Raw genomic sequence first — 26537 nt, 5'->3', positions numbered from 1 at the left:
CTGAAAAAAGGCCACGTTCATTGAGGCCTGAATTTCAGTTAAGCACCGTCACCCGGGTTAAAAAAGTGGCATAAACGCCTAATTGGCGGCGCTTTCACCCTCAACCATATGCAACAACCGCAGTTGCAGCACCCGTTGCAGGGCCTCGAAACGTACCGGTTTGGCCACTCGGTCGGTGATACCCACGCCGTGGCAGCGCTCGCGTTCCGGGGCTTGTAACGAGGTGCTCAAGGCGATCACCGGCAGCTCACCACAGCCGGGCAACGCACGGATCTGGCAGCACAGCGAAAAGCCGCCCTCGGGCACATCCAGCAACACTGCGTCGAAGGTTTGGCTCTGCAGCAACGCCAGGGCGGCCGGCCCATTGTCGACGGTTTTCACCCGATAACCGAGCTTGAGCAACATGCCGCGCACCACCAGTTGCGCCACGCTGTTGTCGTCCACCAGCAGCACCGTGCACTCCTGCGGCGTGCGTTGCGCCTGCGGTACTCGCCGCACGGCAGCCGGTTCTGGCTGGACGGGGCTGACTGCAAGTTCCAGCTGGAAGCGACTGCCGCGCCGCGGCTCGGAATTGTGGGTGAGGCGCCCACCGAGCAACTCGATCAATTGCCGGCAGATCGCCAGGCCAATGCCCATGCCGCCGTATTGGCGAGTGGTCGAGCCATCGAGCTGGAAGAAGCGCTGATACAGGGTCGCCTCATCGAGGTAGGCGAAGCCGATGCCGGTGTCAGTGACAATGAAGGTCAGGCGCAGCGTTCCGTCCGCCTGGGGCACACCGACCACCCGCACACGCACCGAGCCCTCGTGGGTGAACTTGAAGGCATTGTCCAACAGGCAATCCAGGCATTGCGCCAGCTTGCCAGGATCACCGTTGATGCGGTCCGGCAGGTCTTCTGCCAGATCAATGGAGAACGCCAACCCTTTGTTCTGGGCGCTGGCCGCGAACTGCTGGCGCAAGGTGTCGAGCAGCCCACGCAGGCTGAACACTTGGGGTTGCGGGCTGAGGCGCCCGGCCTGCAATTCGGTGAGGGTGAGGATGCCATTGACCATGCGCATCATCTCGCGGGCCGCACCGGAGGCGGTTTGATGGTACTGCGCGAGGTCGCCTGGCAGCGGCTCGGTCTGCATCAATTCCAGGGAGCCGATCACACCGTTCATCGGCGTGCGCAGCTCGTGGGTCAAGGTGGCGAGGAATTCATCCTTGAGCTGGTTGCTGTGGGCCAGTTGCGTGTTGAGCACTTCGAGTTTCTGGCTGGCGTCGAACAGGATTTGCGCCTGTTGCTCGCGCATCGAATTGATCCGGTCGGCCAGCGCCAGGGACAGCAAGGCCACTTCCAGTGCCGAGCCGATCTGGCTGGCGTACATCGTGAGGAACACATTGGGCAGGTAGCCCAGCACCATCATCGTATTGACTACACCGCCCAGCAGGAACGCGGTCCAGGCGATGATGAAGTATCGCGCCATGCGCTGGCCGCAATACCAGGCCTTGATGGCCGCGACGAAGATGGTCACGGTAAAGACCAGCGCCAGGGCGGTGGCCAGGCGCAGCGCCAGCGCATAACTGGTGAACAATGCCAGCACCATCACCACCCCGCCGCTGACCGCCAGGGCCAGCAACAGCCGGTTGATCCAGCGACTGTAAAGCGCGGTGTGCAGGAAACTGCGGGCAAAGAGGCTGCCGAACAGCGCCGCCGAACCGATCAGGAAGGGCACCGCCGCGTTCGCCCACCACGGGTTATTCGGCCAGAAATACTGCACGGCCACACCGTTCACCGACAGCTGATACAGGCCGAACGAGGCGATATAGAGGATGTAATAGAGGTAGCTGGTGTCGCGCACGCTCAGGTAGATGAACAGGTTGTAGATCAGCATGCCGAGCAACACGCCGTAGATCACACCCAGCACGTACAGGCGCAATGGCTGTTCTTCGAGGTACGCAGTGGTGGACCAGAGGGTCAGCGGTGCCTGGATCGAGCCCTGGCTTTGCAGGCGCAGGTACAGGGTTTCCTGCTGGCCAGGGACGAAGTCGAGCTTGAACAGGTAGTTGCTCTGGCGGATTTCACGGCTGGAAAACGGCAGGATGCTGCCGGTGCGCGACACCAGTCGATAGTTGCCGACACTGTCAGGCTCGTACAGCTCCAGTTGGTTCAGCGGCGGGTAAGCCAGTTCCAGCAGCCAGCGGCGCGGGGCATCCGGGCGCTGTGCACGGTAATGCAAATCAACCTTGAGCCAGAACACCGAGCGCGAATAGCCGGCATTCAATGTGGCTTTGTCGTGGGTCTTGAAACGACTGGCGAGGACCGGCGAGCTGATATCGCCAATGGTCAGGGCGCCACTGGGGTCCTCAAGGACTTGCATCACTTGGCCCAGGGGCAACCGCGTGGTGGTCTCGTTGAACTCGACTGCGCCGGCCAGCATCGGCAGCCCGGTCAACAGTAACATCAGCAAATAGCGCATAGAGCCCCAGCGTGACCTGTCCGGTTATGTCAAAAGCCTCCATTCCTTTTGAGCAGACGTAAACCGGCGATACAGTTATTGGTTTGAATCCACTCTAGCATAGCCATTACAGGCCAAAAGACACCATTGAAATAATTTTTTGAAAGGCTCTAGAGCGGGCATTACAGGGCATTTGACCTGTATTTCACGATGATAGCAAACAGCCACTTCCGCCGTCCCCTCCGCTAAAAATTCAACCATCGCCCGACAGCCACCCAAAAAGCGTTTGGTGGTAAGCTCGCGCACCATGAATATCTACAGCTCTCGCCCCGTTGTCCTCTGTCTCTCCGGCCATGATCCCAGTGGTGGCGCCGGCTTGCAGGCAGATATCGAAGCCCTGCTCGCCCAGGGCTGTCATGCGGCCCCGGCCGTCACCGCGCTGACTGTGCAGAACACCGTCAACGTCAGCGATTTCCGCGTGCTGGATCGCGAGTGGGTGCTGGCCCAGGCCAACGCCGTGCTCGGTGACTCCGAAGTGGCCGCGGTGAAACTGGGCATGCTCGGTTCCCTGGAGATGGTCGACACCGTGGTCGAACTGCTCAAGGCGCACCCGCATTTGCCGGTGGTCTGCGACCCGGTGCTGCGTGCCGGCGGCGGCGGCAGCCTGGGCAAGGACGAGGTCGGCTACGCCATGCGCGAGCGGCTGTTGCCGCTGTCGCTGATCGCCACCCCCAACCTGCCTGAAGCACGCATCCTCGCCGAATTGCCCGAGGGCACGGCGGACGAATGCGCAGCGAAACTGCTGCCGTTCATCAAGCACCTGCTGATCACCGGCGGCCATGGCGACGAGCACGAAGTGCACAACCGCCTCTACAGCCGCGACGGCACGCACCAGACCTTTACCTGCCAGCGCCTGCCCGGCAGTTACCACGGTTCGGGCTGCACCCTGGCCAGCGCGCTGGCCGGTCGGTTGGCACAAGGCGAAGGGTTGGTCAGCGCGGTGCAATCGGCCCTCAACTACACTTGGCGCACCCTGCGTGACGCTGAACAACTCGGCCAGGGGCAATTCGTGCCTCGTCGTCTGCCGTTGGATTTCTGCTCGTAACACCAAGAGGCCTGCCCGATGAAACTACGTGGCCTTTATGCCATTACCGACAGCCAACTGTTGGCCGGCAAGTTCCTGGCCTACGTCGAAGCGGCGTTGGACGGTGGCGTGACCCTGCTGCAATACCGCGATAAAAGCAGCGACGAAGCGCGCCGCCTGCGGGAAGCCGAAAAACTGCGGGAGCTGTGCTCGCGCTACAAGACCCAACTGATCATCAACGATGACGCCGAACTGGCCGCACGCCTCGGCGTCGGCGTGCATCTGGGCCAGACCGACGGCCCGCTGACCCCGGCCCGTGCGCTGCTCGGTTCCAAGGCGATCATCGGCTCCACCTGCCACAGCCAGATCGAACTGGCCGAGCAGGCTGCCCGCGAAGGTGCCAGTTATGTAGCCTTCGGCCGCTTCTTCAATTCCAACACCAAGCCCGGCGCGCCGGCAGCCACCGTTGAACTGCTGGCCCAGGCCCGCGCGCGGTTGCACCTGCCGATCTGCGTGATCGGCGGCATCACCCTGGAAAACGCCGAGCCGCTGGTGGCCCACGGTGCCGACTTGCTGGCAGTGGTCCACGGCCTGTTTGGTGCCGACAGCACCCAGGAAGTCACGCGCCGCGCCCGCGCTTTCAACGATCTTCTAAAATCTTGAATTCAGAGAACACGATCATGTCCCGTTCCGAAACCCTGTTTGCCAATGCCCAGAAACACATCCCCGGCGGTGTGAACTCTCCCGTGCGAGCGTTCAAGAGCGTTGGCGGCACCCCACTGTTCTTCAAGCATGCCGAAGGCGCCTACGTCACCGACGAAGATGACAAGCGCTACGTCGACTACGTGGGTTCGTGGGGCCCGATGATCCTCGGCCACAGCCATCCGGAAGTACTGGACGCGGTGCGCCAGCAGTTGCAACACGGCCTTTCCTATGGCGCACCGACCGCCATGGAAACCGAGATGGCTGACCTGGTGTGCTCCATCGTGCCCTCCATGGAGATGGTGCGGATGGTCAGCTCCGGCACCGAAGCCACCATGAGCGCGATTCGCCTGGCCCGTGGGTTTACCGGCCGCGACAGCATCATCAAGTTCGAAGGCTGCTACCACGGCCACTCCGACAGCCTGCTGGTCAAGGCCGGTTCCGGTGCGCTGACCCAGGGCGTACCGAGCTCCGCCGGGGTGCCGGCCGCGTTCGCCAAACACACCCTGACCCTGCCGTTCAACGACATCGCTGCCGTCGAGCAGATGCTCAGCGAAGTCGGCCAGGAAGTGGCGTGCATCATCGTCGAGCCGGTGGCCGGCAACATGAACTGCGTGCCGCCGGCGCCGGGCTTCCTGGAAGGCCTGCGGGAACAGTGCGACAAGCACGGCGTAGTGCTGATTTTTGATGAAGTGATGACCGGCTTCCGCGTTGCCCTCGGCGGCGCCCAGGCTTACTACGGCGTCACGCCGGACCTGAGCACCTTCGGCAAGATCATCGGCGGCGGCATGCCGGTGGGCTGCTTCGGCGGCAAGCGCGAAATCATGCAACACATCGCGCCGCTGGGCCCGGTGTACCAGGCAGGCACCCTGTCGGGTAACCCGCTGGCCATGGCCGCCGGCCTGACCACCCTGCGCCTGATCAGCCGCCCGGGCTTCCACGCCGAGCTGACCGACTACACCACGCGCCTGCTGGACGGCCTGCAACAGCGCGCCGATGCCGCCGGCATTCCGTTCGTGACCACCCAGGCGGGCGGCATGTTCGGCCTGTACTTCAGCGGCGGCGACGACATCGTCACCTTCGACGATGTGATGGGCAGCGATGCCGACCTGTTCAAGCGCTTCTTCCACCTGATGCTGGAAGGTGGCGTGTACCTCGCCCCGAGCGCTTTTGAAGCCGGCTTCACCTCGATCGCCCATGGCGACGCCGAGCTGAAACTGACCCTCGATGCTGCCGAACGCGCCTTCGCCGCCTTGAAATAAGCGGCGCAAAAATCCGACGTCGCCCCTGGCGGCGTCAGATTTGCTACTTTGCTTACAGGCATTTCCGTCTTTTTTCGAGAATTCACCTGCAATCCGGCAGATAACTTGCCCACGCAGCAGAAAAACGAGTAAAGACTTTGTAAGCAGGTGCCTGCTTATTTCATAATGCGCGCTTATTGGATCCCCCCGTGGGTCCCGCGCCCCGTCAGAGGTAAGTCGATTCCCATGAAACGCACCGGCCGCACCCTGGTTCTGGGCTGCCTGTTGCTCCTTCAGCCGCTGCTGGCGTATGCCCAGGCAGGCGGCAACTCGTTGTTAATCCCAGCGATGGGTCGTTGCACCCTCAATACCCAGCCGGAAAGCCAGGCCGAAGCCCTGAGCGCGTGCCAGAAACAGGCCGAAGGCGGGGATGCGCAGGCGCAATACGAGTTGGGCGAGTACTTCTACGACAGTAAAAACCCCGCACGCGACCTCAACAAAGCCTTGAGCTACTTCGAGAAAGCCTCGTTGCAGGGCCACGCGCAGGCGCAATTCCAGCTGGGCACCATGTTTTTCCACGGCGAAGGCGTACCGGCCAATAACGTCCAGGCGTACATCGTGCTGAAAATGGCGGCGGTGAACGGCGCCGAAGATGCACTGGACACGGCCGACGAAGTGGCCGAACACATGCAGCGCGACGAACTGGAAGTGGCTACCCAAGTGCTGGGACAGATTTTCCGCAACTACCTGCAGGAACTGCAGAGCGCAGATGGCAGCTCGCCGTTTTCCCCGCTGCCCTGAGTTTTGTAGCGCCTTTACTACCGCCTTCGCGAGCAAGCCCGCTCCCACATTCGACTGTATTCCAAAGGTGGAACTCGGTCGAATGTGAGAGCGGGCTTGCTCGCGAAGGGGTCGGCGCGGTGTTAAGCCTTACTTCTCAGGCATCGGCATCGGAAACGGCATGACATTGCTCATGCCCCGGGCCTCGCTGATTTTCGGCGTGCCCAGGCGCTCGACTTCGTCGATGCGCACGATCGAATGCATCGGCACAAAACTGCGCACCACGCCTTCGAACTGAGCCTTGAGTTTTTCCTCGCCCGGGTCGACGACCAGCTGCGTGCGCTCGCCAAAGACGAACTCTTCCACTTCCAGGAAGCCCCACAGATCACTTTGATAGATCTGCTTGGCGTACATTTCGAACACCTGGCCCTGGTTAAGGAAAATCACCTTGTAGATTGGAGCTTCACGTTTGGTCATGGTGGGCGGGTAACACATCGGGGGATTTAAAAGAGGGCGCGAACTATAGCATGGCGTCCGATGCACAGTGCTAGGAACCTATCGGCATGCCCCCTATAATGCGCGGTTCTTTACCACCAGTTGACGATCCCCATGGCCAAGAAGCTTTACATCGAAACCCACGGTTGCCAGATGAACGAGTACGACAGCTCGCGCATGGTCGATCTGCTGGGTGAACATCAGGCCCTGGAAGTCACCGCTCGCGCTGAAGACGCCGACGTGATCCTGCTCAATACCTGCTCGATCCGCGAGCGGGCCCAGGACCGGGTCTACTCGCAGCTGGGCCGCTGGCGTGAACTGAAACTGGCCAACCCGGACATGGTGATCGCCGTCGGCGGTTGCGTGGCCAGCCAGGAAGGCGCCGCCATTCGCGACCGTGCACCGTACGTCGACGTGGTATTCGGCCCGCAGACCCTGCACCGCCTGCCGGAAATGATCGACGCCGCGCGCATCACCAAGCTGCCGCAAGTCGACGTCTCGTTCCCGGAAATCGAAAAATTCGACCATTTGCCCGAGCCGCGCATCGACGGCCCAAGCGCTTATGTGTCGGTAATGGAAGGCTGCAGCAAGTACTGCACCTTCTGCGTGGTGCCCTACACCCGCGGCGAAGAAGTCAGCCGCCCGTTCGACGACGTGCTGGCAGAGATCATTCACCTGGCCGAGAACGGCGTGCGTGAAGTGACCCTGCTGGGACAGAACGTCAACGGCTACCGTGGCCAGACCCACGACGGGCGCCTGGCGGACCTCGCGGAGTTGATCCGCGTAGTGGCCGCCGTCGACGGGATCGAGCGGATTCGCTACACCACCTCGCACCCGCTAGAGTTCTCCGACAGCCTGATCCAGGCCCACGCCGAAGTGCCGGAGCTGGTCAAGCACCTGCACTTGCCGGTGCAATCGGGCTCGGACCGCATTCTCTCGGCGATGAAGCGCAACCACACCGCCCTGGAATACAAATCCAAATTGCGCAAATTGCGTGCGGCGGTGCCGGGGATCTGCATCAGCTCGGACTTTATCGTCGGCTTCCCAGGGGAAACCGAGAAAGACTTCCAGCAGACCATGAAGTTGATCGAAGACGTAGGCTTCGACTTCTCCTACTCCTTCGTCTACAGCCAGCGCCCGGGCACTCCGGCGGCTGACCTGCTCGACGAAACCCCGGAAGCGTTGAAGAAGGAGCGTTTGAACGCCCTGCAACATCGCCTCAACCAGCAGGGTTTCGAGATCAGCCGACAGATGGTGGGCTCGACCCAGCGCATCCTGGTGACCGACTACTCGAAAAAAGACCCTGGCGAATTGCAGGGCCGGACCGAGAACAACCGGATCGTCAACTTCCGCTGTGATAATCCGACGCTGATCGGGCAGTTCGCCGACGTGCACATCGACGCGGCACAACCGCACTCGCTGCGCGGTTCGCTGGTGTAACAATAATTCGGCCACCGGGAACCAATGTGGGAGCGGGCTTGCTCGCGAAGGCGGTGTATCAGGCAACGAACAGGCTGACTGCCCCATCGCATTCGCGAGCAAGCCCGCTCCCACATTAGAACGGTGCCAGCTTCGGGATATATAAGTGCTTTCGCACGCAGCCTGCTGGCGTTATCCTTGATTTCATCTTAATTGCCCCAGGGCGGCTAAAAACGACCTTGAACGCACCCATAGAACCACATCGTTTTCTCCTCGAGCCCTTTGAGGCTCGCCGTTTCGCCAATCTGTGCGGACAGTTCGACGAGCACCTGCGCCTGATCGAACAACGCCTGAGCATCGAGATCCGCAACCGCGGCAATCAATTCGAGCTGATTGGTGAACCCCAGCACACCACCTCGGCAGAAAACCTTCTGCGCCGCCTCTACCGGGAAACCAAAGGTAGCGAGCTGTCGCCGGAAACGGTGCACCTGTACCTGCAGGAATCCGCCGTGGAGGACCTGGCCAACAACCCGGTAGCCGAAGCCAGCGTCGCGTTGCGCACCAAGAAAGGCATGATTCGCCCTCGCGGCTTGAACCAGCAGCGCTACGTCAAAGAGATCCTGGGCAACGACATCAACTTCGGCATCGGCCCTGCCGGTACCGGCAAGACCTACCTGGCCGTGGCCTGCGCGGTCGACGCCCTGGAGCGCGAGCAGGTGCGACGCATCCTGCTGGTGCGCCCGGCGGTGGAAGCCGGCGAGAAGCTGGGCTTTTTGCCCGGCGACCTGGCCCAGAAGATCGACCCGTACCTGCGCCCGCTCTACGACGCGCTCTACGAGATGCTCGGCTTCGAATACGTGGCCAAGCTGATCGAGCGCCAGGTGATCGAGATCGCCCCGCTGGCCTACATGCGTGGCCGTACGCTGAACAACAGCTTCATCATTCTCGACGAAAGCCAGAACACCACCGTCGAGCAGATGAAGATGTTCCTGACCCGGATCGGTTTCGGCTCCACCGCCGTGATCACCGGCGACGTCACCCAGGTCGACCTGCCCAAAGGCACCAAGTCGGGCCTGGCCCAGGTGATCGACGTACTCAAGGACGTGCCGGGGATCAGCTTCACGCACTTCATGCCCAAAGACGTGGTACGTCACCCGTTGGTGCAGCGCATTGTCGAAGCCTACGAGCGCTTCGAACACCGCGACGACCAACCGGCCAAGGACACTCGCCGCGATGCTTGAGCTTGACCTGCAGCTGGCCACCGAAGCGCCCGCCCCCAGCGAAGAACAGTTCCGCCAGTGGTGCACCCTGGCCCTGCGCCAGCGCACCGCCGACTCGGAGCTGACCATTCGCCTGGTGGACGAGCCCGAAGGCCGTGAACTGAATCACACCTGGCGACAAAAAGACTACGCGACCAACGTGCTGTCGTTTCCCGCCGACGTACCCGATGAGCTGCTGGATATCCCGTTGCTGGGCGACCTGGTGATCTGCGTCGAAGTGGTCGAGCGTGAAGCAAAGGAACAGGGCAAGGAACTTGAGGCCCATTGGGCCCATCTAGTCATCCACGGCTGCTTGCATCTCTTGGGTTACGACCATATAGACGATGACGAAGCCGAAGAAATGGAAGCACTGGAACGAACGTTGCTTGCAGAACTGGGTCATCGTGACCCGTATGCAGACGACGAAATTGCAACTACACCTAACTGAAACAATAAAGGATTTAGAGTAATCGCTATGAGCGAAGACCGATCGAGCAACGGGCAAAAGTCATGGCTGGGGAAACTCACCCAGGCCTTTGCCCACGAGCCGAAAAACCGCCAGGAGCTGCTGGAGCTGCTGCGCGAGGCGCATCAGAACAAGTTGCTGGACAGCGAAGCGCTGGCCATCGTCGAAGGCGCTATCCAGGTCGCTGACTTGCAAGTACGGGACATCATGGTTCCGCGCTCGCAGATGGTCAGCATCAAGGCGACCCAGACCCCTCGGGAATTCCTCCCGGCCGTGATCGACTCGGCGCACTCGCGCTACCCGGTGATCGGCGAAAGCCATGACGACGTCATGGGCGTCCTGCTGGCCAAGGACCTGCTGCCGCTGATCCTCAAGGAGAACGGCGACAGCTTCAACATCAAGGACCTGCTGCGTCCTGCCACCTTCGTCCCTGAATCCAAGCGCCTGAATGTGCTGTTGCGCGAATTTCGTGCGAACCACAATCACATGGCCATCGTGATTGACGAGTACGGCGGTGTAGCGGGTTTGGTGACCATCGAAGACGTGCTGGAACAGATCGTCGGCGACATCGAAGACGAGCACGACGTCGAAGAAGACAGCTACATCAAGCCGCTGCCCAGCGGTGATTTCCTGGTCAAGGCCCTGACGCCGATCGAGAACTTCAACGAGTTCTTCGACAGCGAATTCTCCGACGATGAATTCGACACGGTTGGCGGCCTGGTGATGAGTGCGTTCGGGCACCTGCCCAAGCGTAACGAGACCACCGAGATCGGTGCCTATCGCTTCCGCATCCTGAATGCCGACAGCCGCCGTATTCACTTGATCCGTTTGACACCTATTGCCCGCTAAGGACTGACATGCGCCGTATGATTGCACCCGGCTGGCCCGGTAACTTGCTGGCCGTGGTGGCCGGCGCCATCACCACCCTGGCTCTGGCGCCGTTCGACCTCTGGCCGTTTGCGCTGGTGGCGGCCGGGTTCTTTTATGCGGGATTGCGTGAACTGACACCGCGCCAGGCCTTGTGGCGCGGCTGGTGTTTCGGTTTCGGCCTGTTTGGCGCCGGTACCAGCTGGATCTACTACAGCATCCACCACTTCGGCGGCGCTTCGGTGTTGCTGGCGGGCATGCTGATGCTGGCGTTTACGGCGGCCATTGCCTGGTTCTTTGCCCTGCCCGCCTGGCTGTGGGCGCGCTGGCTGCGCCGCAACGAAGCGCCACTGGCCGATGCCCTGGCCTTCGCGGCCTTGTGGGTTGGCCAGGAAGCGTTTCGCGGCTGGTTCCTCACCGGTTTTCCCTGGCTCTATTCCGGTTACAGCCAGCTCGACGGTCCTCTCACCGGCCTCGCGCCGCTGGGCGGGATGTGGCTGATATCCTTTGCCCTGGCGCTGACCGCCGCACTGATCTGCAACCTGCCGCGTCTGCTGGCGGCTAAGCGCAACCTGTTCATCGGTGCCGGCTTGCTGTTGTTGGTGGCGCCATGGGCCATCGGCCTGGCACTCAAGCATCATGCATGGACCACCCCCGCCGGCGCGCCGCTGACCGTGGCAGCCGTCCAGGGCAACGTCGAACAAAGCATGAAGTGGGACCCGGAGCAGCTCAATGCGCAGCTCGCGCTGTACCGCGACATGAGCTTCAGCTCCAAGCCTGTCGACCTGCTGGTATGGCCGGAAACCGCCGTGCCGGTGCTCAAGGAATCCGTGGAGGGTTACCTGGGCATGATGGGCAAGTTCGCCGCTGACCGGCACACTGCGCTGATCACCGGTGTACCGATCCGCCAGGAAGTGCATCACCACAAGCGCTTCTTCAACGGCATCACGGTGGTGGGCGAAGGCGACGGCACCTACCTGAAGCAGAAGCTGGTGCCGTTTGGCGAGTACGTGCCGCTGCAGGACATGTTGCGCGGCTTGATCGCGTTCTTTGACCTGCCGATGTCGGACTTCGCCCGCGGGCCGTCCGACCAGGCTTTGCTGCAAGCCAAGGGCTATCAGATTGCGCCGTTCATTTGCTATGAAGTGGTGTACCCGGAGTTCGCCGCCGGCCTGTCGGCCCGCAGCGATTTGTTGCTGACCATCAGCAACGACACCTGGTTCGGCCGCTCCATCGGCCCGCTGCAACATTTGCAGATGGCCCAGATGCGCGCCCTGGAAGCCGGGCGCTGGATGATCCGCGCCACCAACAACGGCGTCACTGGCCTGATCAACCCGTACGGGCAGATCACCGTGCAGATCCCGCAGTTTGAACGCGGGATTCTCTACGGCGAGGTCGTGCCGATGCACAACCTCACCCCGTATTTGGAATGGCGTTCGTGGCCGTTGATCATCCTGTGCCTTGGCCTGTTTGGCTGGGCGCTGTTGGCGGGCCGGATGTCCAAAACGGTTTAAAAGAAATACTCGGACGACAATGTGGGAGCGGGCTTGCTCGCGAATGCGATCTGTCAGTTAAAGCACCAGTGACTGACACACTGTATTCGCGAGCAAGCCCGCTCCCACATTTGACCTGCGGTATTACCTGTAAAACATCCGGTAACCCACCTGCCCCACAGCTTCATTCAGCAACTGCCCGCTCTGCCATACCGACTTGAACTCCGGCATCCAGCCCCCCAATGGCCGGGCATTGTCCAAACCAAGAAACCCCACTGGCGCCGGAACAACCGTGAACCCGGCCTTTTCGAAGCTCCAGCGCGAGCGCGGCATATGCCAGGCCTGAGTCACGACCACCACACGCTTGATCCCCTGCGGCAGCAGAATCTCGGCACTCATCTGCGCGTTTTCCCACGTGGTACGGCTGCGCTCTTCCTTCCAGCGCACGCTCACGCCAAAGTCATCCTGCATCGATACCGCCATCAACTCCGCCTCGCTGGGCGGTGTGCCGTAGTGCAAGCCGCCGGTGGTCAGCACCGGCAAGCCCGAAGCCTTGGCCAGGCGGGCTGCATAGCGCTGGCGCTCAAGGCCGATACCCGTCGGCTGATCGGAGCCCCACGCCGGATCCCCGCGCTCACGCCCCGAGCCCAACACCACGATGGCATCAGCCCGCTGCGCCAGGGTCGCCCATTCATCACGGGCCAGAGGCGGCTCGGTCTCCAGGGCCTTTGCGCCCCATTGAACCGCCACCGGCAGGCTCATCAGCCACATCCCGCCAAACCCCAGGGCAAAGCACACGGCCGCCAGCCGCGGTCGGCTGCGACGAAACCACCAGGCAAGGGCCAGCAACAGCAACAGGATGCCGGGCGGCAACAACAATTGTTTAATGAAATAGCGAATAGGCATCGGGCATCTCCAAAGATGCCCGAAGCCTAAGGTGTAACGGGGTTAAGCGACAATCTTTACAGGAACAGACGCTGAGAAGGCTACAGATCACTAACGCGGTACTTCACTTGAAACGCACGGACCGGAGTTTTTCCGGGCTGCGACCGGCCGAAAAATCCTTGAGCCATACCACCTTGGCCGATCGCGAAAACTCCTGGGCTGGCGGGGAGGCCATGCCATGGGACGCGCGATGCTCATTCAACTCCAGATACACCCTGATCACGTCCAGCTCTGCCTGGCTCAAGCCACGCAGTTCCAACTCCAGAGGCCGTTCATCACACAATCGGCCTGCGGTTTTTGCTGCATCCAGTGCTCGACCCAAACGGTCGATCAGTCCTTCGTACACCTGCGGTTTCGTTAAAGTTCGCTGCGAATCAACCATCCCTCACCTCATTGAAGATAAGACTCACTCCCCACTAAACAGCGTAGTCCTGCTTGCCCTGCCTGCCTGGCGCCGCGACCAACGGCCTCGGCGGCGCAATCAGGGTTTCCCTCGATAGAGTGGGGTCATGTATGCTACGGCGCTTCCTGTAACTCCACTTCCCGCAGGGTTTGGGCACGGACGCGCCGCTTTTTGGTGTCGATCAACCTGAACGTTGCACCGAAGAGGATTAGGCCACCCCTATTCAGTTCAAAAGTAGCCATGCACGAACAATATCAGCCCCGTGAAATAGAAAATGCCGCCCAGTCGTTCTGGGATGAGCAAAAGTCCTTTGAAGTCAGTGAACAGCCAGGCAAGGAGACTTTCTATTGCCTATCGATGTTCCCTTACCCCAGCGGCAAGCTACACATGGGGCATGTGCGCAACTACACCATCGGCGACGTCATCTCCCGCTACCAGCGCATGCTGGGCAAGAACGTCCTGCAACCCATGGGTTGGGACGCCTTCGGCATGCCGGCGGAAAACGCCGCGATGAAGAACAACGTAGCGCCCGCCAAGTGGACCTACGAAAACATCGCCTACATGAAGACCCAGCTGCGCAGCCTGGGCCTGGCCGTGGACTGGTCCCGCGAGGTGACCACCTGCAAGCCTGATTACTACCGCTGGGAACAATGGCTGTTCACTCGCCTGTTCGAAAAAGGCGTGATCTACAAGAAGAGCGGCACCGTGAACTGGGACCCGGTGGACCAGACCGTACTGGCCAACGAACAAGTGATCGACGGCCGCGGCTGGCGTTCCGGCGCGCTGATCGAAAAGCGCGAAATCCCGATGTACTACTTCAAGATCACTGCCTACGCGGATGAACTCCTGTCGAGCCTCGACGATTTGCCGGGCTGGCCCGAGCAGGTCAAGACCATGCAACGCAACTGGATCGGCAAGTCCCGTGGCATGGAAGTGCAGTTCCCCTACAACGTCGACTCCATCGGCGCAGAAGGTGTATTGAAAGTCTTCACCACCCGTCCGGACACCCTGATGGGCGCGACCTACGTCGCCGTGGCCGCCGAACACCCGCTGGCCACCCAGGCTGCACAGAACAACCCTGAGCTGCAGGCGTTCATCGCCGAATGCAAGGGCGGCAGCGTCGCCGAAGCCGACGTCGCCACCCAGGAGAAAAAAGGCCTGCCGACCTCGTTGTTCGTCGAGCACCCATTGACCGGCGAGAAGCTGCCGGTGTGGGTCGCCAACTACGTGCTGATGCACTACGGTGATGGCGCAGTAATGGCTGTGCCGGCCCACGACGAGCGCGATTTCGAATTTGCCGTCAAGTACAACCTGCCGATCAAGTCCGTGGTGCGCACCAGTTCGGGCGACACCAACCCGGCTCCGTGGCAGGACGCGTACAACGAACACGGCACACTGATCAATTCCGGCGAGTTCGACGGCCTGGATTTCGAAGGCGCCTTCGACGCCATCGAAGTAGCGCTGATCAAGAAAAACCTCGGTGCCTCGCGCACCCAGTTCCGCCTGCGTGACTGGGGCATCAGCCGCCAGCGCTACTGGGGCTGCCCGATCCCGATCATCCACTGCGAAACCTGCGGTGACGTGCCGGTACCGGAAGACCAACTGCCGGTCGTATTGCCCGAAGACGTGGTGCCGGACGGTGCTGGCTCGCCATTGGCGCGCATGCCCGAATTCTACGAGTGCACCTGCCCGAACTGCGGTGCCCCGGCCAAACGCGAAACCGACACCATGGACACCTTCGTGGAGTCTTCGTGGTACTACGCCCGCTACGCCTCGCCGCACTATGAAGGCGGCCTGGTGGAAAAATCCGCGGCCGACCACTGGCTGCCGGTAGACCAGTACATCGGCGGTATCGAACACGCCATCCTTCACCTGCTGTACGCGCGCTTCTTCCACAAGCTGATGCGTGATGAAGGCCTGGTGAGTTCCGACGAGCCGTTCAAGAACCTGCTGACCCAGGGCATGGTGATTGCCGAGACTTATTACCGCCGCGAAGCCAATGGCGCCTACACCTGGTTCAACCCGGCAGATGTCGAGCTGGAGCGTGACAGCAAGGCCAAGGTGATCAGCGCCAAGCTGAAATCCGACGGCCTGCCGGTGGAAATCGGCGGCACCGAGAAGATGGCCAAGTCGAAGAACAACGGCGTCGACCCACAGTCGATGATCGACCAGTTCGGCGCGGACACCTGCCGCCTGTTCATGATGTTCGCCTCGCCGCCTGACATGAGCGCGGAATGGTCGGACTCCGGCGTCGAAGGTTCGCATCGCTTCCTCAAGCGCGTCTGGCGCCTGGCGCACGCCCATGTCAGCCAAGGCTTGCCGGGCAAGCTGGACGTGGCGGCCCTGAGCGATGAGCAAAAAGTCATTCGCCGCAGCACCCACCTGGCCATCAAGCACGCCAGCCAGGACGTGGGCCAGCACCACAAATTCAACACCGCCATCGCCCAGGTGATGACGCTGATGAACGTGCTGGAGAAAGCGCCGCAGGCCACCGAACAGGACCGCGCACTGGTACAGGAAGGCCTGGAAACGGTCACCCTGCTGCTGGCGCCGATCACGCCGCACATCAGCCACGAACTGTGGAACCAGTTGGGCCACAGCGGTGCCGTCATCGATGCCGGCTGGCCGGTACAGGATGACAGCGCCCTGGTACAGGACACGCTGCAACTGGTGATTCAGGTCAACGGCAAGCTGCGTGGCCAGATCGATATGCCGGCCAGCGCCAGCCGTGAAGACGTCGAAGCCGCCGCCCGTATCAATGAGAACGTGCTGCGCTTCACCGAAGGCCTGACGATCCGCAAAGTGATCGTGGTGCCCGGCAAACTGGTCAATATCGTCGCTAGCTAATCGGATCGGGCGCCGAGGGAATAACCCTGGCGCCGAACAAAACCTCCAGGGCCTCGATAAGGCCCACATGGTTTCAAGGGGAGCATCAAAATGATCAAACGCAATCTGCTGGTTATGGGCCTTGCCGTGCTGCTGAGCGCTTGCGGCTTCCAGCTGCGCGGCACCGGCACCACCGAACTGGCGATCAAGGAACTGGACGTCACCGCCCGCAACTCCTACGGCGAGACCGTGCAACAGCTGCGCCAGGTCCTGGAAAACAGTGGCGTCAAAGTCTATTCAGGCGCGGCTTACAAACTGAACCTGCTGGATGAGAAAGAAGAGCAGCGCAACCTCAGCTATGCCAGTGCCGGGCGTGCTTCGGACATTGAGCTGAGCACCACGCTCTTCTTCGAAATCCAGGGCCATGACCACCTGCCGCTGATGGGCGACAAGATCCAGATACAGAAAGTCGTGAGCCACGACGGCAACAACCTGGTGGGTTCGGACTCCGAAACCATCCAGGTGCGCAAGGAAATGCGTCGCGAACTGGTGCAGCGCATGGTCCTGCGCCTGCAACTGATCACGCCGGAGCAACTGGATAAGCTGCAGCAAACCGCGGATGCCAAGGCCAAGGCAGATGCCGATGCGCTGAAAGCGGCGCAAGAGTATGAAGACAGCCAACCTAAACAGTCGCCTGTCGAAGTTCCTGTCGAGTAAGCCAGACGGGGCGCCCCAGGCGCCCCGTTCGCCCTGCCTATGAAACTCGCCCCCGCCCAACTCGCCAAGCACCTGCAAGGCAGCCTTGCGCCCGTCTACATCGTCAGCGGTGATGACCCGCTGCTGTGCCAGGAGGCTGCGGACGCAATTCGCACCGCCGCCCGCCAACAGGGCTTCGATGAACGCCAGGTATTCAGCGCCGACGCCAGTTTCGACTGGGGTACGCTGCTGCAAGCCGGGGCGAGCATGTCGCTGTTCGCCGAAAAACGCCTGCTGGAACTGCGCCTGCCTTCGGGCAAGCCCGGCGACAAAGGCGCGGCGGCTTTGATGGAATACTGCGCACGCCCTGCCGAAGACACGCTGCTGCTGATCAGCCTGCCCAAGCTCGATGGCAGTGCGCAGAAAACCAAGTGGGGCAAGGCGCTGGTGGAAGGTGGCCAGACTCAGTTCATACAGATCTGGCCGGTGGACAGCAGCCAACTGCCGCAGTGGATTCGTCAGCGCCTGTCGCAATCCGGGCTGAGTGCCAGCCAGGATGCGGTGGAGCTGATCGCGGCGCGGGTGGAAGGCAACCTGTTGGCCGCCGCCCAGGAAATCGAAAAGCTCAAGCTGATGGCCGAGGGCGGCCAGATCACCGTCGAAACCGTACAAGGCGCCGTGGCGGACAGCGCGCGCTTTGACGTATTTGGCCTGGTGGATGCGATCCTCAACGGCGAACCCGCCCACGCCCTGCGCATGCTCGAAGGGCTGCGCGGCGAAGGCGTCGAGCCGCCGGTGATTCTCTGGGCCCTGGCGCGAGAATTACGGCTGCTGGCCAATATTGCCCTGCAGTACAGCCAGGGCATCCCACTGGACAAGGCCTTCAGCCAGGCGCGGCCACCGGTATGGGACAAGCGCAAACCACTGATCAGCAAGGCCCTGCAACGGCACTCGGCGCAACGCTGGGCGCAATTGCTGCTGGAGGCCCAGCGCATTGACGCGCAGATCAAGGGGCAGGCGGCTGGATCGCCGTGGATGAGCCTGAGTCGTTTGTCACTTTTGATGTCAGGACAGCGCTTGGCGTTGCCTGCTGAATAGTCCTACGTATCGCTGGGCTGGACAGAATCCAAACTTCGGCAGATGATTCGCACCGCCTCATCAACCCGCCAGAGAGTACCCATCATGAGCAAAAAGCCATCAAAGCATGGCCCCAACAAGGCCAAATCCATCATCGCCCAGCCGTTGTTCCGCAGTCGCCAGGAACGAGCCGGCAAAGGCAAAGGCAGCTACCGCCGCGAAGCCTTCCAGTCTAATAGCTGGGAGGCTTCTTACTTTCTGGCTGCCTGAAGGCAAGCGCCCCTCCGGCATGATAAGGTCTGTACCTGATTCGTATTCCCTGGACCTGTGCATGCCCTCTAGTCTTTCCCGTCGTTGGCACCTTCGCCAACTGATCGCTGCCTCCAGCCTCATTCTGTTAGTCGCCTGCGCGGAAAAACCCACCGCTGCCGATGCCCAACCCCTGCCCCCGCTCCAGACTGCACCGGTAGCTGCGCCTGCCGTCGTTGCGCCACTGGTGGCAGACAATCTTGATATCCAGCCGACCCAGACCTTTGCCGAATGGCAGGCGGGGTTTCGCGTGGAAGCCTTGAAGGCCGGTATCACGCCGCAGGTTTTCGACACGGCCTTTGCCAATGTCGTACCCGACATGGCGGTGATCCGCGCCGACCGCAGCCAGCCGGAGTTCTCCCGCCCGGTATGGGAATACCTCGACGGCGCGCTGTCGCCGCTGCGGGTGCGCAATGGCCAGTCGCTGCTGGTGAAGTACGCCGACATTCTGCAACGCATTGAGGACCGTTACGGCGTCGACCGCCAGGCGCTGGTCTCGGTGTGGGGCATGGAGAGTAACTTCGGCCAGTTCCAGGGCAACAACTCGGTGATCCGCTCACTGGCGACCCTGGCCTATGAAGGCCGTCGCCCGGCCTTCGCCCAGGCGCAGCTGCTGGCGGCGCTGCAAATCATCCAGCATGGCGATATCGCCGCCGACCAGATGAAAGGCTCCTGGGCCGGGGCCATGGGCCAGACCCAGTTCATCCCGACCACCTATAACACCCACGCCGTAGACTTCGACGGTGACGGCCGCCGCGATATCTGGAACAGCCCGGCCGACGCCCTCGCCTCCACCGCGCACTACCTGCAAAGCTCCGGCTGGCAGAAAGGCCAGCCCTGGGGCTTCGAGGTGCAGCAACTGCCGTTGAATTTTGATTACGCCCTGGCCGATGGCAGCGTACGCAAGACCGTTGGCGAGTGGCTGAAACTGGGAATCCAGGTGCCGCCGGGCGCCAGTGTCCCGGCCAACGTCGACCAGCTTTCCGCCGCCCTGTTGCTGCCGGCCGGCTATCGTGGCCCGGCGTTCCTGGTGCTGGATAACTTCCGCGCGATCCTCAAGTACAACAACTCGTCGTCCTACGCGTTGGCAGTTGGCTTGTTGTCGGAACGCTTCGGGGGCGGTGGCTTGATTCGTGGGAGCTGGCCGAAAGATGAACTGCCGTTGACTCGCTCGCAGCGAATTGACTTGCAGACGGTACTCAGTGCCAATGGTTACGACGCAGGCAACCCGGACGGGATCATCGGTGCGAATACCCGCAAGGCGATTCGTGCCGCGCAGCAGTCCCTGGGCTGGCCGGCGGATGGGTATCCGACGGTGAAGTTGCTGGAGTCGCTGCAAAGCCGATAGATCGGCGTATGGCTGCTACCGCATTCGCGAGCAAGCCCGCTCCCACATTTTGACCGTGCACTTCCTGAAGGAACGCGATCGAAATGTGGGAGCTGGCTTGCCTGCGATGAGGCCTTCAGAAACAACAGAAGGGTCAGGCCTTAAACACCACATCCTGTTCCAACACCAACCGCTTCTCCCCCGCATCCAGCCGCACCCTGGCGCCCAACGGCAAGGTCAGGTTCGGGTTGCAGTGCCCGCTGCGCCAGCCGGACAGCACAGGAATGCACAACGGCTCGAAGGTCTGCTTCAGCAAGCGCTCAAGCGCAAGGCTATCAACCCCAGCCACATCCCCCACCACCACGCCCGCCACCTGGGCCAGCTTGCCCGCCAGGCGCAAATGGGTGAGCAACCGGTCAATGCGGTACAACGGCTCGTTCACATCTTCGATAAACAGAATGATGCCCTCGGCATCAATCTCGTAAGCCGTGCCCATCACTGCTGCGATCATCGATAGATTGCCGCCCAGCAGCCGCCCACAGGCGATGCCTGGCTCGACGGTGGTCAGCGGGTAGGCCACAGGGTGAGCCAGCTGGCTACCGGCTTTCACTTGCCCACGCAGCATGCTGAACAGCGACGACTCGGTAGGCTGTTGCTTTTCACCTAACAGGTCAGCGTTGAACATCGGCCCATGGAAGGTGACGAAACCGGCATACCGGTTGATCGCCAGGTGCAGGGCGGTGATATCGCTGTAGCCTACGAATGGCTTGGGGTTGGCCCGGAGCAGGTCAAAGTCCAGGCGGTCCAGCAGGCGTGGCGTGCCATAGCCGCCGCGCAGGCAGAAAATCGCGTCGATGGTCGAATCGGCGAACGCCGCGTGCAGGTCATCAAGGCGTACCTCATCACTGCCGGCCAGATAGCCATCACGCTGGCTCACGCCCGGAAAGATCCGCAGTGTGTAGCCCCGGGCGCGCATCCATTGCGTGGCCGTGTCGATATCCAGCTCGGCCGGCCCGGCAGGGGCAATCAGCCCGATCACGCCTTCGGCGCGCAGCGCAGGTACCGCACAAGTGGTCAATTGAGTCGTCATCCATGGTTCTCCTCGTGTGGATTGCCCAAGGCACTCTAAACAGCAATGGTTGCAAACAGAAGAGGAAGAGTCAGTAGCAAATGTGGAAGCGGGCCTGGGTGGGAGCGGGCTTGCTCGCGAAGACGGTCAGTCAGTCACCGGACAGGTCAACTGATCCAACGCATTCGCGAACAAGCCCGCTCCCACTCAAGCCGGCTCCCACATGGGTCCTGCAGTGTCCGGCGTTCCGCGTATCAGGACACCAGGCTGGCCTTGACCAGTTTCGCCTGCTCGTCGGCGTGGTACGAGGAACGTACCAGCGGGCCGGAAGCGACGTTCTTGAAGCCCATCTTGTAGCCTTCTTCGGCAAACCAGGCGAACACATCCGGGTGCACGAAACGCTGCACCGGCAAGTGGCTGCGGGACGGCTGCAGGTACTGGCCGAGGGTCAGCATGTCGATGTCGTGTTCGCGCATGCGCTTCATGACTTCGATGACTTCTTCGTCGGTTTCGCCCAGGCCCAGCATCAGGCCGGATTTGGTCGGAATGTGCGGCATCATCTGCTTGAACTTCTGCAGCAGGGTCAGCGACCACTGGTAGTCCGAACCCGGACGCGCAGCCTTGTACAGGCGCGGTACGGTTTCCAAGTTGTGGTTGAACACATCCGGCGGCTCGGCGGCAGTGATTTCCAGCGCCACGTCCATACGGCCACGGTAGTCCGGCACCAGGGTCTCGAGCATCACGTTCGGCGACAGCTTGCGGATCTCGCGGATGCAGTCGGCAAAGTGCTGGGCACCGCCGTCACGCAGGTCGTCGCGGTCTACCGAAGTAATCACGACATACTTGAGTTTCAGGTCGGCGATGGCGATGGCCAGGCTTTCCGGCTCGTTGACGTCCAGTGGCTTCGGCCGGCCGTGGCCAACGTCGCAGAACGGGCAACGACGGGTGCAGATGTCACCCATGATCATGAAGGTCGCGGTGCCACCGGAGAAGCACTCGCCCAGGTTCGGGCAGGACGCCTCTTCGCACACGCTGTGCAGCTTGTGTTTGCGCAGCAGGGCCTTGATGCGGTCGACTTCCGGCGAAACCGGGATACGCACGCGAATCCAGTCAGGCTTTTTCGGCAGTTCGGTGGTCGGAATGATCTTCACCGGGATGCGTGCAACCTTCTCGGCGCCGCGCAGCTTGACGCCGGCTTCTACCTTGGCACGCGGGGCCGGACGCTCGGTAACATCCAGCGTCGGGATCATGGTTTGCACTGCATCAGTAGTCATAATCAGTCGATTCCGCCCGTTAGGGTCGTCTGCTCAGCATAGTCGAGGTGTTTGACGAGCTGCGCGCGCAGCCGGGCACTTACCTCGGCAAATTCTAGTGGTGTTGCGTGATCGCTCAACTGGGTCATCGCCAAACCGGCGTAGCCGCAGGGATTGATCCGTCGAAACGGCGCCAGGTCCATGTCCACATTCAAGGCCAGGCCATGAAAGGAACAACCGTGGCGAATCCGCAAGCCCAGGGAGGCGATTTTCGCGCCATCAACATAAACCCCCGGTGCATCCGGCTTGGCCGCGGCGGTCACACCGTAGCTGGCCAGCAGCTCGATCAGGCATGACTCCATGCGACTGACCAGCTCACGTACGCCAAAACCCAGCCTGCGCACGTCCAGCAACAGATAAGCCACCAATTGACCTGGGCCATGGTAAGTCACCTGCCCGCCGCGGTCGACCTGCACCACCGGGATTTCTCCCGGCAGCAGCAAATGCTCGGCCTTGCCGGCCTGGCCCTGGGTGAAAACCGGCGGGTGCTCCACCAGCCAGATTTCATCCGGGGCTTCAGTGCCGCGCTCGTTGGTGAACCGCTGCATGGCGTGCCACACCGGTTCGTAAGCCATTTGGCCGAGCTCGCGAAAGCCCAGGGTCTGTGACATCACAACACCATGTGCACGAAGCCGGTAGCCCGCAGTTCGCTGTTGATGTTGTAGAGCTGGTCCTGGTCAGTCGCCACGATGTGCAACTGAATAGTGGTGTACTTGCCGTTGGTGCTTTGACGCTCATCCACACGGTCATGGTTGATCGTTGCGTGCTTCTTGACGATCTCGATGATCTTGTCCTTGTTGCCCACGCCCGTATCGCTGATCACCTTGACGGGATAGTCCACGTTTGGGAATTCGATCTTTGGCGCCTTTACTTCGGTATCGGTCATGGCGTAACGGCCTCGTAAGCGTAAGCCGTGGCGACGGGCATAACCCCGCGCCGGATCAGCGCGGGGTCATGCAGGTGCACACTATCAGTTGAACAAGCTGTAGAAGAATAGACGGATGCTATCCCACACGCGTCGGAAGATACCACCTTCGTCGACGGCGTCCAGAGCGATCAGATCGGCGCTGTGCACCACCTTGTCGTCCAGCTTCACTTCGACTTTACCAATCACATCGCCCTTGGCGATCGGTGCGACCAGTTGCGGGTTCATGGTCATGCTGGCCACCAGCTTCTTGAGCTGGCCTTTAGGCATGGTCAGGGTCAGGTCTTCAGCCAGGCCAGCCTTGACTTGATGGGTCGCGCCTTTCCACACAGGGGCTTGAGCCAGCTCGGTGCCTTTCTGGTAGAAGGTCTGGGTTTCGAAGAAACGGAAGCCATAGGTCAGCAGCTTTTGCGTCTCGGCCGCACGGGCCTGCTCGCTGTTGGTACCGAATACCACGGCAATCAGGCGCTGGCCGTCACGGACAGCGGACGACACCATGCAGTAGCCGGCTTCTTCGGTGTGGCCGGTTTTCAGGCCATCGACGGTCTTGTCACGCCACAGCAACAGGTTGCGGTTAGGCTGCTTGATGTTGTTCCAGAAGAACTCTTTCTGGGAGTAGATCGCGTAGTGCACCGGGTCGACACGAATGATCGCGCGAGCCAGGATCGCCATGTCGTGAGCCGACGAGTAGTGCTCAGGGTTCGGCAGGCCGGTCGGGTTCATGAAGTGGCTGTTGGTCATGCCCAGGTCGGCCACGGTTTTGTTCATCATGTCGGCGAACGCATCTTCGCTGCCGGCGATGTGCTCGGACAGGGCTACGCTGGCGTCGTTACCCGACTGGATGATGATGCCGTGCAACAGGTCGCTGACGGTCACTTGCGAGCCGACCTTGATGAACATCCGCGAACCGCCGGTGCGCCAGGCGTTTTCGCTGACGGTCACCGGATCGTTTTCGCCGATCTGGCCGCGACGGATTTCCAGGGTCGCGATGTAGGCGGTCATCAGCTTGGTCAGGCTGGCTGGGGGCAGGCGCTGGTCACCGTTGTTCTCCACCAGCACGTTGCCGCTGGCGGCGTCCATCAGGACCCAGGCCTTGGCAGCCAGTTGCGGGGAAGCTGGCACCATTTCAACCGCCCAGGCGGCCGGGGTGATGATCAGCGAAAGAAGCAGGCACGTGCGTTTGGCTAAGGTGGTGATGTTCATCCGTCTCTCGAAATTGCTTATGGAAACTTGCCCTCGCGGGCAAAACTATTCAGACAGCCCGTCGCCAGACTGTCGCGTGTTCGGTTGCATGCCCACCCCTTGCCCCTGGGTTTTTATTGTTCAACGAGCCAACAACCAGGGCTCAAACCCGCATGCGAGCCTGAGCCATCAATCCTTTGTACTGCTTACTCGGCGGTGACCACGCTGGGTTGCCCCAGGTTGGCCAGGCGCACGCTGTTCTGCACTTGCGCAACTTCACTCGGCGAGCCGATCGGCCCCATGCGCACACGGTGCAGGGTCTGCTGGTTACGCACAATAGAGCTGATAAAGACTGGCGCGCTGACCATCCCGCTGAGCTTGGACCTTAGCAGCTCTGCCGCGTCCGGGTTGGCGAAAGCGCCGACTTGCAGGTACTGGCCGCCCACGGTAGAGGCTCCCGGTGCTGCATGCGGAATGACCACCGTGTCCGGGGCGTGCTGCGCCGGCGGCGGGGTCCACTGTTCGATCTTGCCGGCCGAGGCCGTGACTTGCGGTTGCGGGGTTTGCGGTTCGTTGAGCATCAACGGCGCCGGCTTGCCGCGCTGGGCCCAGTACTGGGCCGGGTCGATACCTTCGACCTTCACCCGGGCGGTGCCGATTTCGGCATACCCGAGTTTCTTGGCGGCGGCGTAGGACAAGTCGATGATCCGGTCCGAATAGAACGGCCCACGGTCATTGACCCGCAGGATTACCGAGCGGTTGTTGTCCAGGTTGGTCACGCGTACATAGCTGGGCAGCGGCAGGGTCTTGTGCGCCGCGCTCATGCCGTACAAGTCATAGACTTCGCCGTTGGCGGTGTTCTGGCCGTGGAACTTGGTCCCGTACCAGGACGCCGTACCTGATTGCACGTAGGTCTTGGAGTCTTGCAGCGGGAAGTAGTTTTTGCCCAGCACGGTATAGGGGTTGGCCTTGTAAGGGCCGGTGTGCAGGGTCGGCGTGGCATCCGGGATCTTCGAAACATCCACATCCCACCACGGCGCGCCGTCTTTGTGGGCGCGGTTGATATCCAGCCCCGGCTGGGAGCGGATCGCCGTGCCAGCCGTTTTTTGCACCGGTGCACGACTGGTGGAGCAACTGACCACCAATAACGACAATGCGGCGTACGCCAACAGCTTCAGGGGTTTGTACATCGGTGATACCGGCATTACTTGACGCCCCGTGCTTGGACCAGCATGTCTGACAGTTGATGCACGGCCATGGCGTACATCACGCTGCGGTTATAACGCGTGATTGCGTAGAAATTCTTCAGGCCCATCCAGTATTCGGGGCCATTTTCGCCTTCGAGGCGGAACGCCGTCACCGGCATATCATCGCGTGGCGCATTCTGACTCGACCAGCCCAGCGCCCGCAACTCCCCGACCGTCTTGACCGGCTCGATACCCTGGGTCAGGCCTTCATCGGCGCGCTCACCGGTCACATCGGCGCGAATCACCACCGGCTCGCCGGCTACCCAGCCGTGGCGCTTGAAGTAGCTGGCGACGCTGCCGATAGCGTCATCGGGGTTGCTCCAGATATTGATATGGCCGTCGCCGTCAAAATCCACGGCGTAGGCGCGAAAGCTGCTCGGCATGAACTGCGGCAAGCCCATGGCCCCGGCGTAGGAGCCCTTGAGGGTCAACGGGTCGACCTGCTCTTCACGGGCCAACAACAGGAACTCGCGCAGCTCTTTGCGGAAGAATTCGGCGCGTGGCGGGTAGTCAAAGCCCAGGGTCGACAAGGCGTCGATCACCCGGTAGCTGCCGGTGTTGCGGCCGTAGAAGGTTTCGATGCCGATGATTGCCACGATCACCTGGGCCGGTACGCCGTATTCCTGCTCGGCGCGGGCCAGCACCGCTTCGTGCTGGCGCCAGAAGTCCACGCCCCGCGCCACGCGGGCGTCGGTCAGGAACATCGGGCGATATTCCTTCCACTGCTTCACGCGCTCGGCGGGCCGAGAGATGGCGTCGAGGATCGCCTGCTTGCGCTGGGCCTCGCGGAACACGCCCATCAGCTGTTCACCGGCGAAACCATAGTCACGGGTCATCTCACCGACAAACTCGGCGACCTGGGGCGAACCGTCGTAGTCGCCGGCCTGCGCTTCCTGCACAGCGGCTCCCAGCAGGCCCAACAGGCCCATCCAGGACACGTGCCGGGCAGCCCAGCCGCGCATTACTTGCATTGACA

The 26537-nt window shown here is 61.6% G+C and carries 25 protein-coding genes; 14 read left to right on the top strand and 11 right to left on the bottom strand.

Translation table 11 applies throughout. The features are described 5' to 3' along the window. Positions 1-78 precede the first annotated feature (78 nt). Positions 79-2457: a hybrid sensor histidine kinase/response regulator gene (locus HX821_RS14920; protein WP_008436587.1), complete on the bottom strand. Its 2379-nt coding sequence runs from the start codon at positions 2455-2457 to the stop codon at positions 79-81. A gap of 286 nt (positions 2458-2743) precedes the next feature. Here HX821_RS14920 and HX821_RS14915 point away from each other — a divergent pair, with 286 nt between their 5' ends. The 4 genes from HX821_RS14915 (at position 2744) to HX821_RS14900 (ending at position 6264) form a co-directional block, all read left to right on the top strand. Next, the gene (locus HX821_RS14915) at positions 2744-3541 is read left to right on the top strand and encodes a hydroxymethylpyrimidine/phosphomethylpyrimidine kinase (protein ID WP_003215474.1); all 798 of its coding nucleotides are present in this window, start codon (positions 2744-2746) and stop codon (positions 3539-3541) included. Between the two features lie 18 nt (positions 3542-3559). Further along, a complete protein-coding gene (gene thiE, locus HX821_RS14910) occupies positions 3560-4183 on the top strand; it encodes a thiamine phosphate synthase (protein WP_177020941.1) in 624 nt (207 codons plus the stop codon). Between the two features lie 17 nt (positions 4184-4200). Continuing rightward, positions 4201-5484: a glutamate-1-semialdehyde 2,1-aminomutase gene (gene hemL, locus HX821_RS14905; protein ID WP_177035963.1), complete on the top strand. Its 1284-nt coding sequence runs from the start codon at positions 4201-4203 to the stop codon at positions 5482-5484. A gap of 225 nt (positions 5485-5709) precedes the next feature. Next, complete coding sequence (locus tag HX821_RS14900; RefSeq protein ID WP_134327361.1) at positions 5710-6264, top strand: tetratricopeptide repeat protein; 555 nt, start codon at positions 5710-5712, stop codon at positions 6262-6264. A gap of 129 nt (positions 6265-6393) precedes the next feature. Here the strand turns inward: HX821_RS14900 and HX821_RS14895 are convergent, their stop codons facing one another. After that, complete coding sequence (locus tag HX821_RS14895; RefSeq protein WP_003215457.1) at positions 6394-6720, bottom strand: DUF1820 family protein; 327 nt, start codon at positions 6718-6720, stop codon at positions 6394-6396. A gap of 132 nt (positions 6721-6852) precedes the next feature. On the opposite strand from HX821_RS14895, the gene miaB reads away from it, so the two are divergent. From miaB to lnt, 5 genes are all read left to right on the top strand, one after another. Further along, the gene (gene miaB, locus HX821_RS14890) at positions 6853-8178 is read left to right on the top strand and encodes a tRNA (N6-isopentenyl adenosine(37)-C2)-methylthiotransferase MiaB (protein WP_102369960.1); all 1326 of its coding nucleotides are present in this window, start codon (positions 6853-6855) and stop codon (positions 8176-8178) included. A 218-nt stretch (positions 8179-8396) separates the two neighbouring features. Further along, positions 8397-9398: a PhoH family protein gene (locus tag HX821_RS14885; protein ID WP_003215453.1), complete on the top strand. Its 1002-nt coding sequence runs from the start codon at positions 8397-8399 to the stop codon at positions 9396-9398. Then, on the top strand, positions 9391-9864 hold the full coding sequence (ybeY, locus tag HX821_RS14880; protein WP_003215452.1) for an rRNA maturation RNase YbeY: 474 nt from the start codon (positions 9391-9393) through the stop codon (positions 9862-9864). The genes HX821_RS14885 and ybeY overlap by 8 nt, the downstream gene beginning before the upstream one ends. A gap of 27 nt (positions 9865-9891) precedes the next feature. After that, positions 9892-10731, top strand: a complete 840-nt coding sequence (locus tag HX821_RS14875; protein ID WP_003215451.1) for an HlyC/CorC family transporter — start codon at positions 9892-9894, stop codon at positions 10729-10731. A gap of 8 nt (positions 10732-10739) precedes the next feature. Further along, positions 10740-12263 carry an apolipoprotein N-acyltransferase gene (gene lnt / locus HX821_RS14870; protein ID WP_003215450.1) on the top strand — a complete coding sequence of 508 codons (1524 nt, stop codon included), beginning with the start codon at positions 10740-10742 and terminating at the stop codon, positions 12261-12263. 123 nt (positions 12264-12386) lie between these two features. Here lnt and HX821_RS14865 read toward each other — a convergent pair whose 3' ends face one another. Both HX821_RS14865 and HX821_RS14860 read right to left on the bottom strand, forming a co-directional pair. Then, positions 12387-13148 carry a YdcF family protein gene (locus tag HX821_RS14865; RefSeq protein ID WP_008436576.1) on the bottom strand — a complete coding sequence of 254 codons (762 nt, stop codon included), beginning with the start codon at positions 13146-13148 and terminating at the stop codon, positions 12387-12389. Between the two features lie 103 nt (positions 13149-13251). After that, positions 13252-13569 carry a hypothetical protein gene (locus HX821_RS14860; protein WP_008436575.1) on the bottom strand — a complete coding sequence of 106 codons (318 nt, stop codon included), beginning with the start codon at positions 13567-13569 and terminating at the stop codon, positions 13252-13254. A 261-nt stretch (positions 13570-13830) separates the two neighbouring features. Here HX821_RS14860 and leuS point away from each other — a divergent pair, with 261 nt between their 5' ends. The 5 genes from leuS (at position 13831) to HX821_RS14835 (ending at position 19846) form a co-directional block, all read left to right on the top strand. Beyond that, complete coding sequence (leuS, locus tag HX821_RS14855; protein WP_087694446.1) at positions 13831-16437, top strand: leucine--tRNA ligase; 2607 nt, start codon at positions 13831-13833, stop codon at positions 16435-16437. Between the two features lie 90 nt (positions 16438-16527). After that, complete coding sequence (gene lptE, locus HX821_RS14850; protein ID WP_177035962.1) at positions 16528-17133, top strand: LPS assembly lipoprotein LptE; 606 nt, start codon at positions 16528-16530, stop codon at positions 17131-17133. A gap of 39 nt (positions 17134-17172) precedes the next feature. After that, positions 17173-18210 carry a DNA polymerase III subunit delta gene (holA, locus tag HX821_RS14845; RefSeq protein WP_008436560.1) on the top strand — a complete coding sequence of 346 codons (1038 nt, stop codon included), beginning with the start codon at positions 17173-17175 and terminating at the stop codon, positions 18208-18210. Positions 18211-18294: 84 nt separating this feature from the next. Then, complete coding sequence (gene arfA, locus HX821_RS14840) at positions 18295-18459, top strand: alternative ribosome rescue factor ArfA (RefSeq protein WP_003176285.1); 165 nt, start codon at positions 18295-18297, stop codon at positions 18457-18459. A gap of 61 nt (positions 18460-18520) precedes the next feature. Then, entirely contained in the window at positions 18521-19846 is a 1326-nt protein-coding gene (locus HX821_RS14835) for a lytic murein transglycosylase (protein WP_003215443.1), read from the top strand. Positions 19847-19979: 133 nt separating this feature from the next. Here the strand turns inward: HX821_RS14835 and HX821_RS14830 are convergent, their stop codons facing one another. The 7 genes from HX821_RS14830 to mltB all read right to left on the bottom strand — a co-directional run bounded on the left by HX821_RS14830 (position 19980) and on the right by mltB (position 26532). Next, complete coding sequence (locus tag HX821_RS14830) at positions 19980-20915, bottom strand: LD-carboxypeptidase (protein WP_008436546.1); 936 nt, start codon at positions 20913-20915, stop codon at positions 19980-19982. Positions 20916-21148: 233 nt separating this feature from the next. After that, on the bottom strand, positions 21149-22168 hold the full coding sequence (gene lipA / locus HX821_RS14825) for a lipoyl synthase (protein ID WP_003215441.1): 1020 nt from the start codon (positions 22166-22168) through the stop codon (positions 21149-21151). Between the two features lie 2 nt (positions 22169-22170). Then, positions 22171-22818 carry a lipoyl(octanoyl) transferase LipB gene (gene lipB, locus HX821_RS14820; protein ID WP_003215439.1) on the bottom strand — a complete coding sequence of 216 codons (648 nt, stop codon included), beginning with the start codon at positions 22816-22818 and terminating at the stop codon, positions 22171-22173. Then, entirely contained in the window at positions 22818-23093 is a 276-nt protein-coding gene (locus tag HX821_RS14815) for a DUF493 domain-containing protein (RefSeq protein ID WP_003215438.1), read from the bottom strand. The genes lipB and HX821_RS14815 overlap by 1 nt, the downstream gene beginning before the upstream one ends. An 84-nt stretch (positions 23094-23177) precedes the next feature. Further along, complete coding sequence (locus HX821_RS14810; protein ID WP_003215437.1) at positions 23178-24335, bottom strand: D-alanyl-D-alanine carboxypeptidase family protein; 1158 nt, start codon at positions 24333-24335, stop codon at positions 23178-23180. Between the two features lie 185 nt (positions 24336-24520). Next, positions 24521-25519, bottom strand: coding sequence for a septal ring lytic transglycosylase RlpA family protein (locus HX821_RS14805; RefSeq protein ID WP_003215436.1), 999 nt, complete (start codon positions 25517-25519; stop codon positions 24521-24523). After that, positions 25519-26532 (bottom strand): lytic murein transglycosylase B, encoded by a 1014-nt coding sequence (gene mltB / locus HX821_RS14800; protein WP_003215435.1) that lies wholly within the window; start codon positions 26530-26532, stop codon positions 25519-25521. The genes HX821_RS14805 and mltB overlap by 1 nt, the downstream gene beginning before the upstream one ends. Positions 26533-26537 lie beyond the last annotated feature (5 nt).

This window comes from Pseudomonas sp. B6001 (genome assembly GCF_013386015.1).
GTDB lineage: Bacteria > Pseudomonadota > Gammaproteobacteria > Pseudomonadales > Pseudomonadaceae > Aquipseudomonas.
The sequence above is the reverse complement of the archived record's forward strand: the minus strand, read 5'-3'. Positions and strand labels throughout refer to the sequence as shown.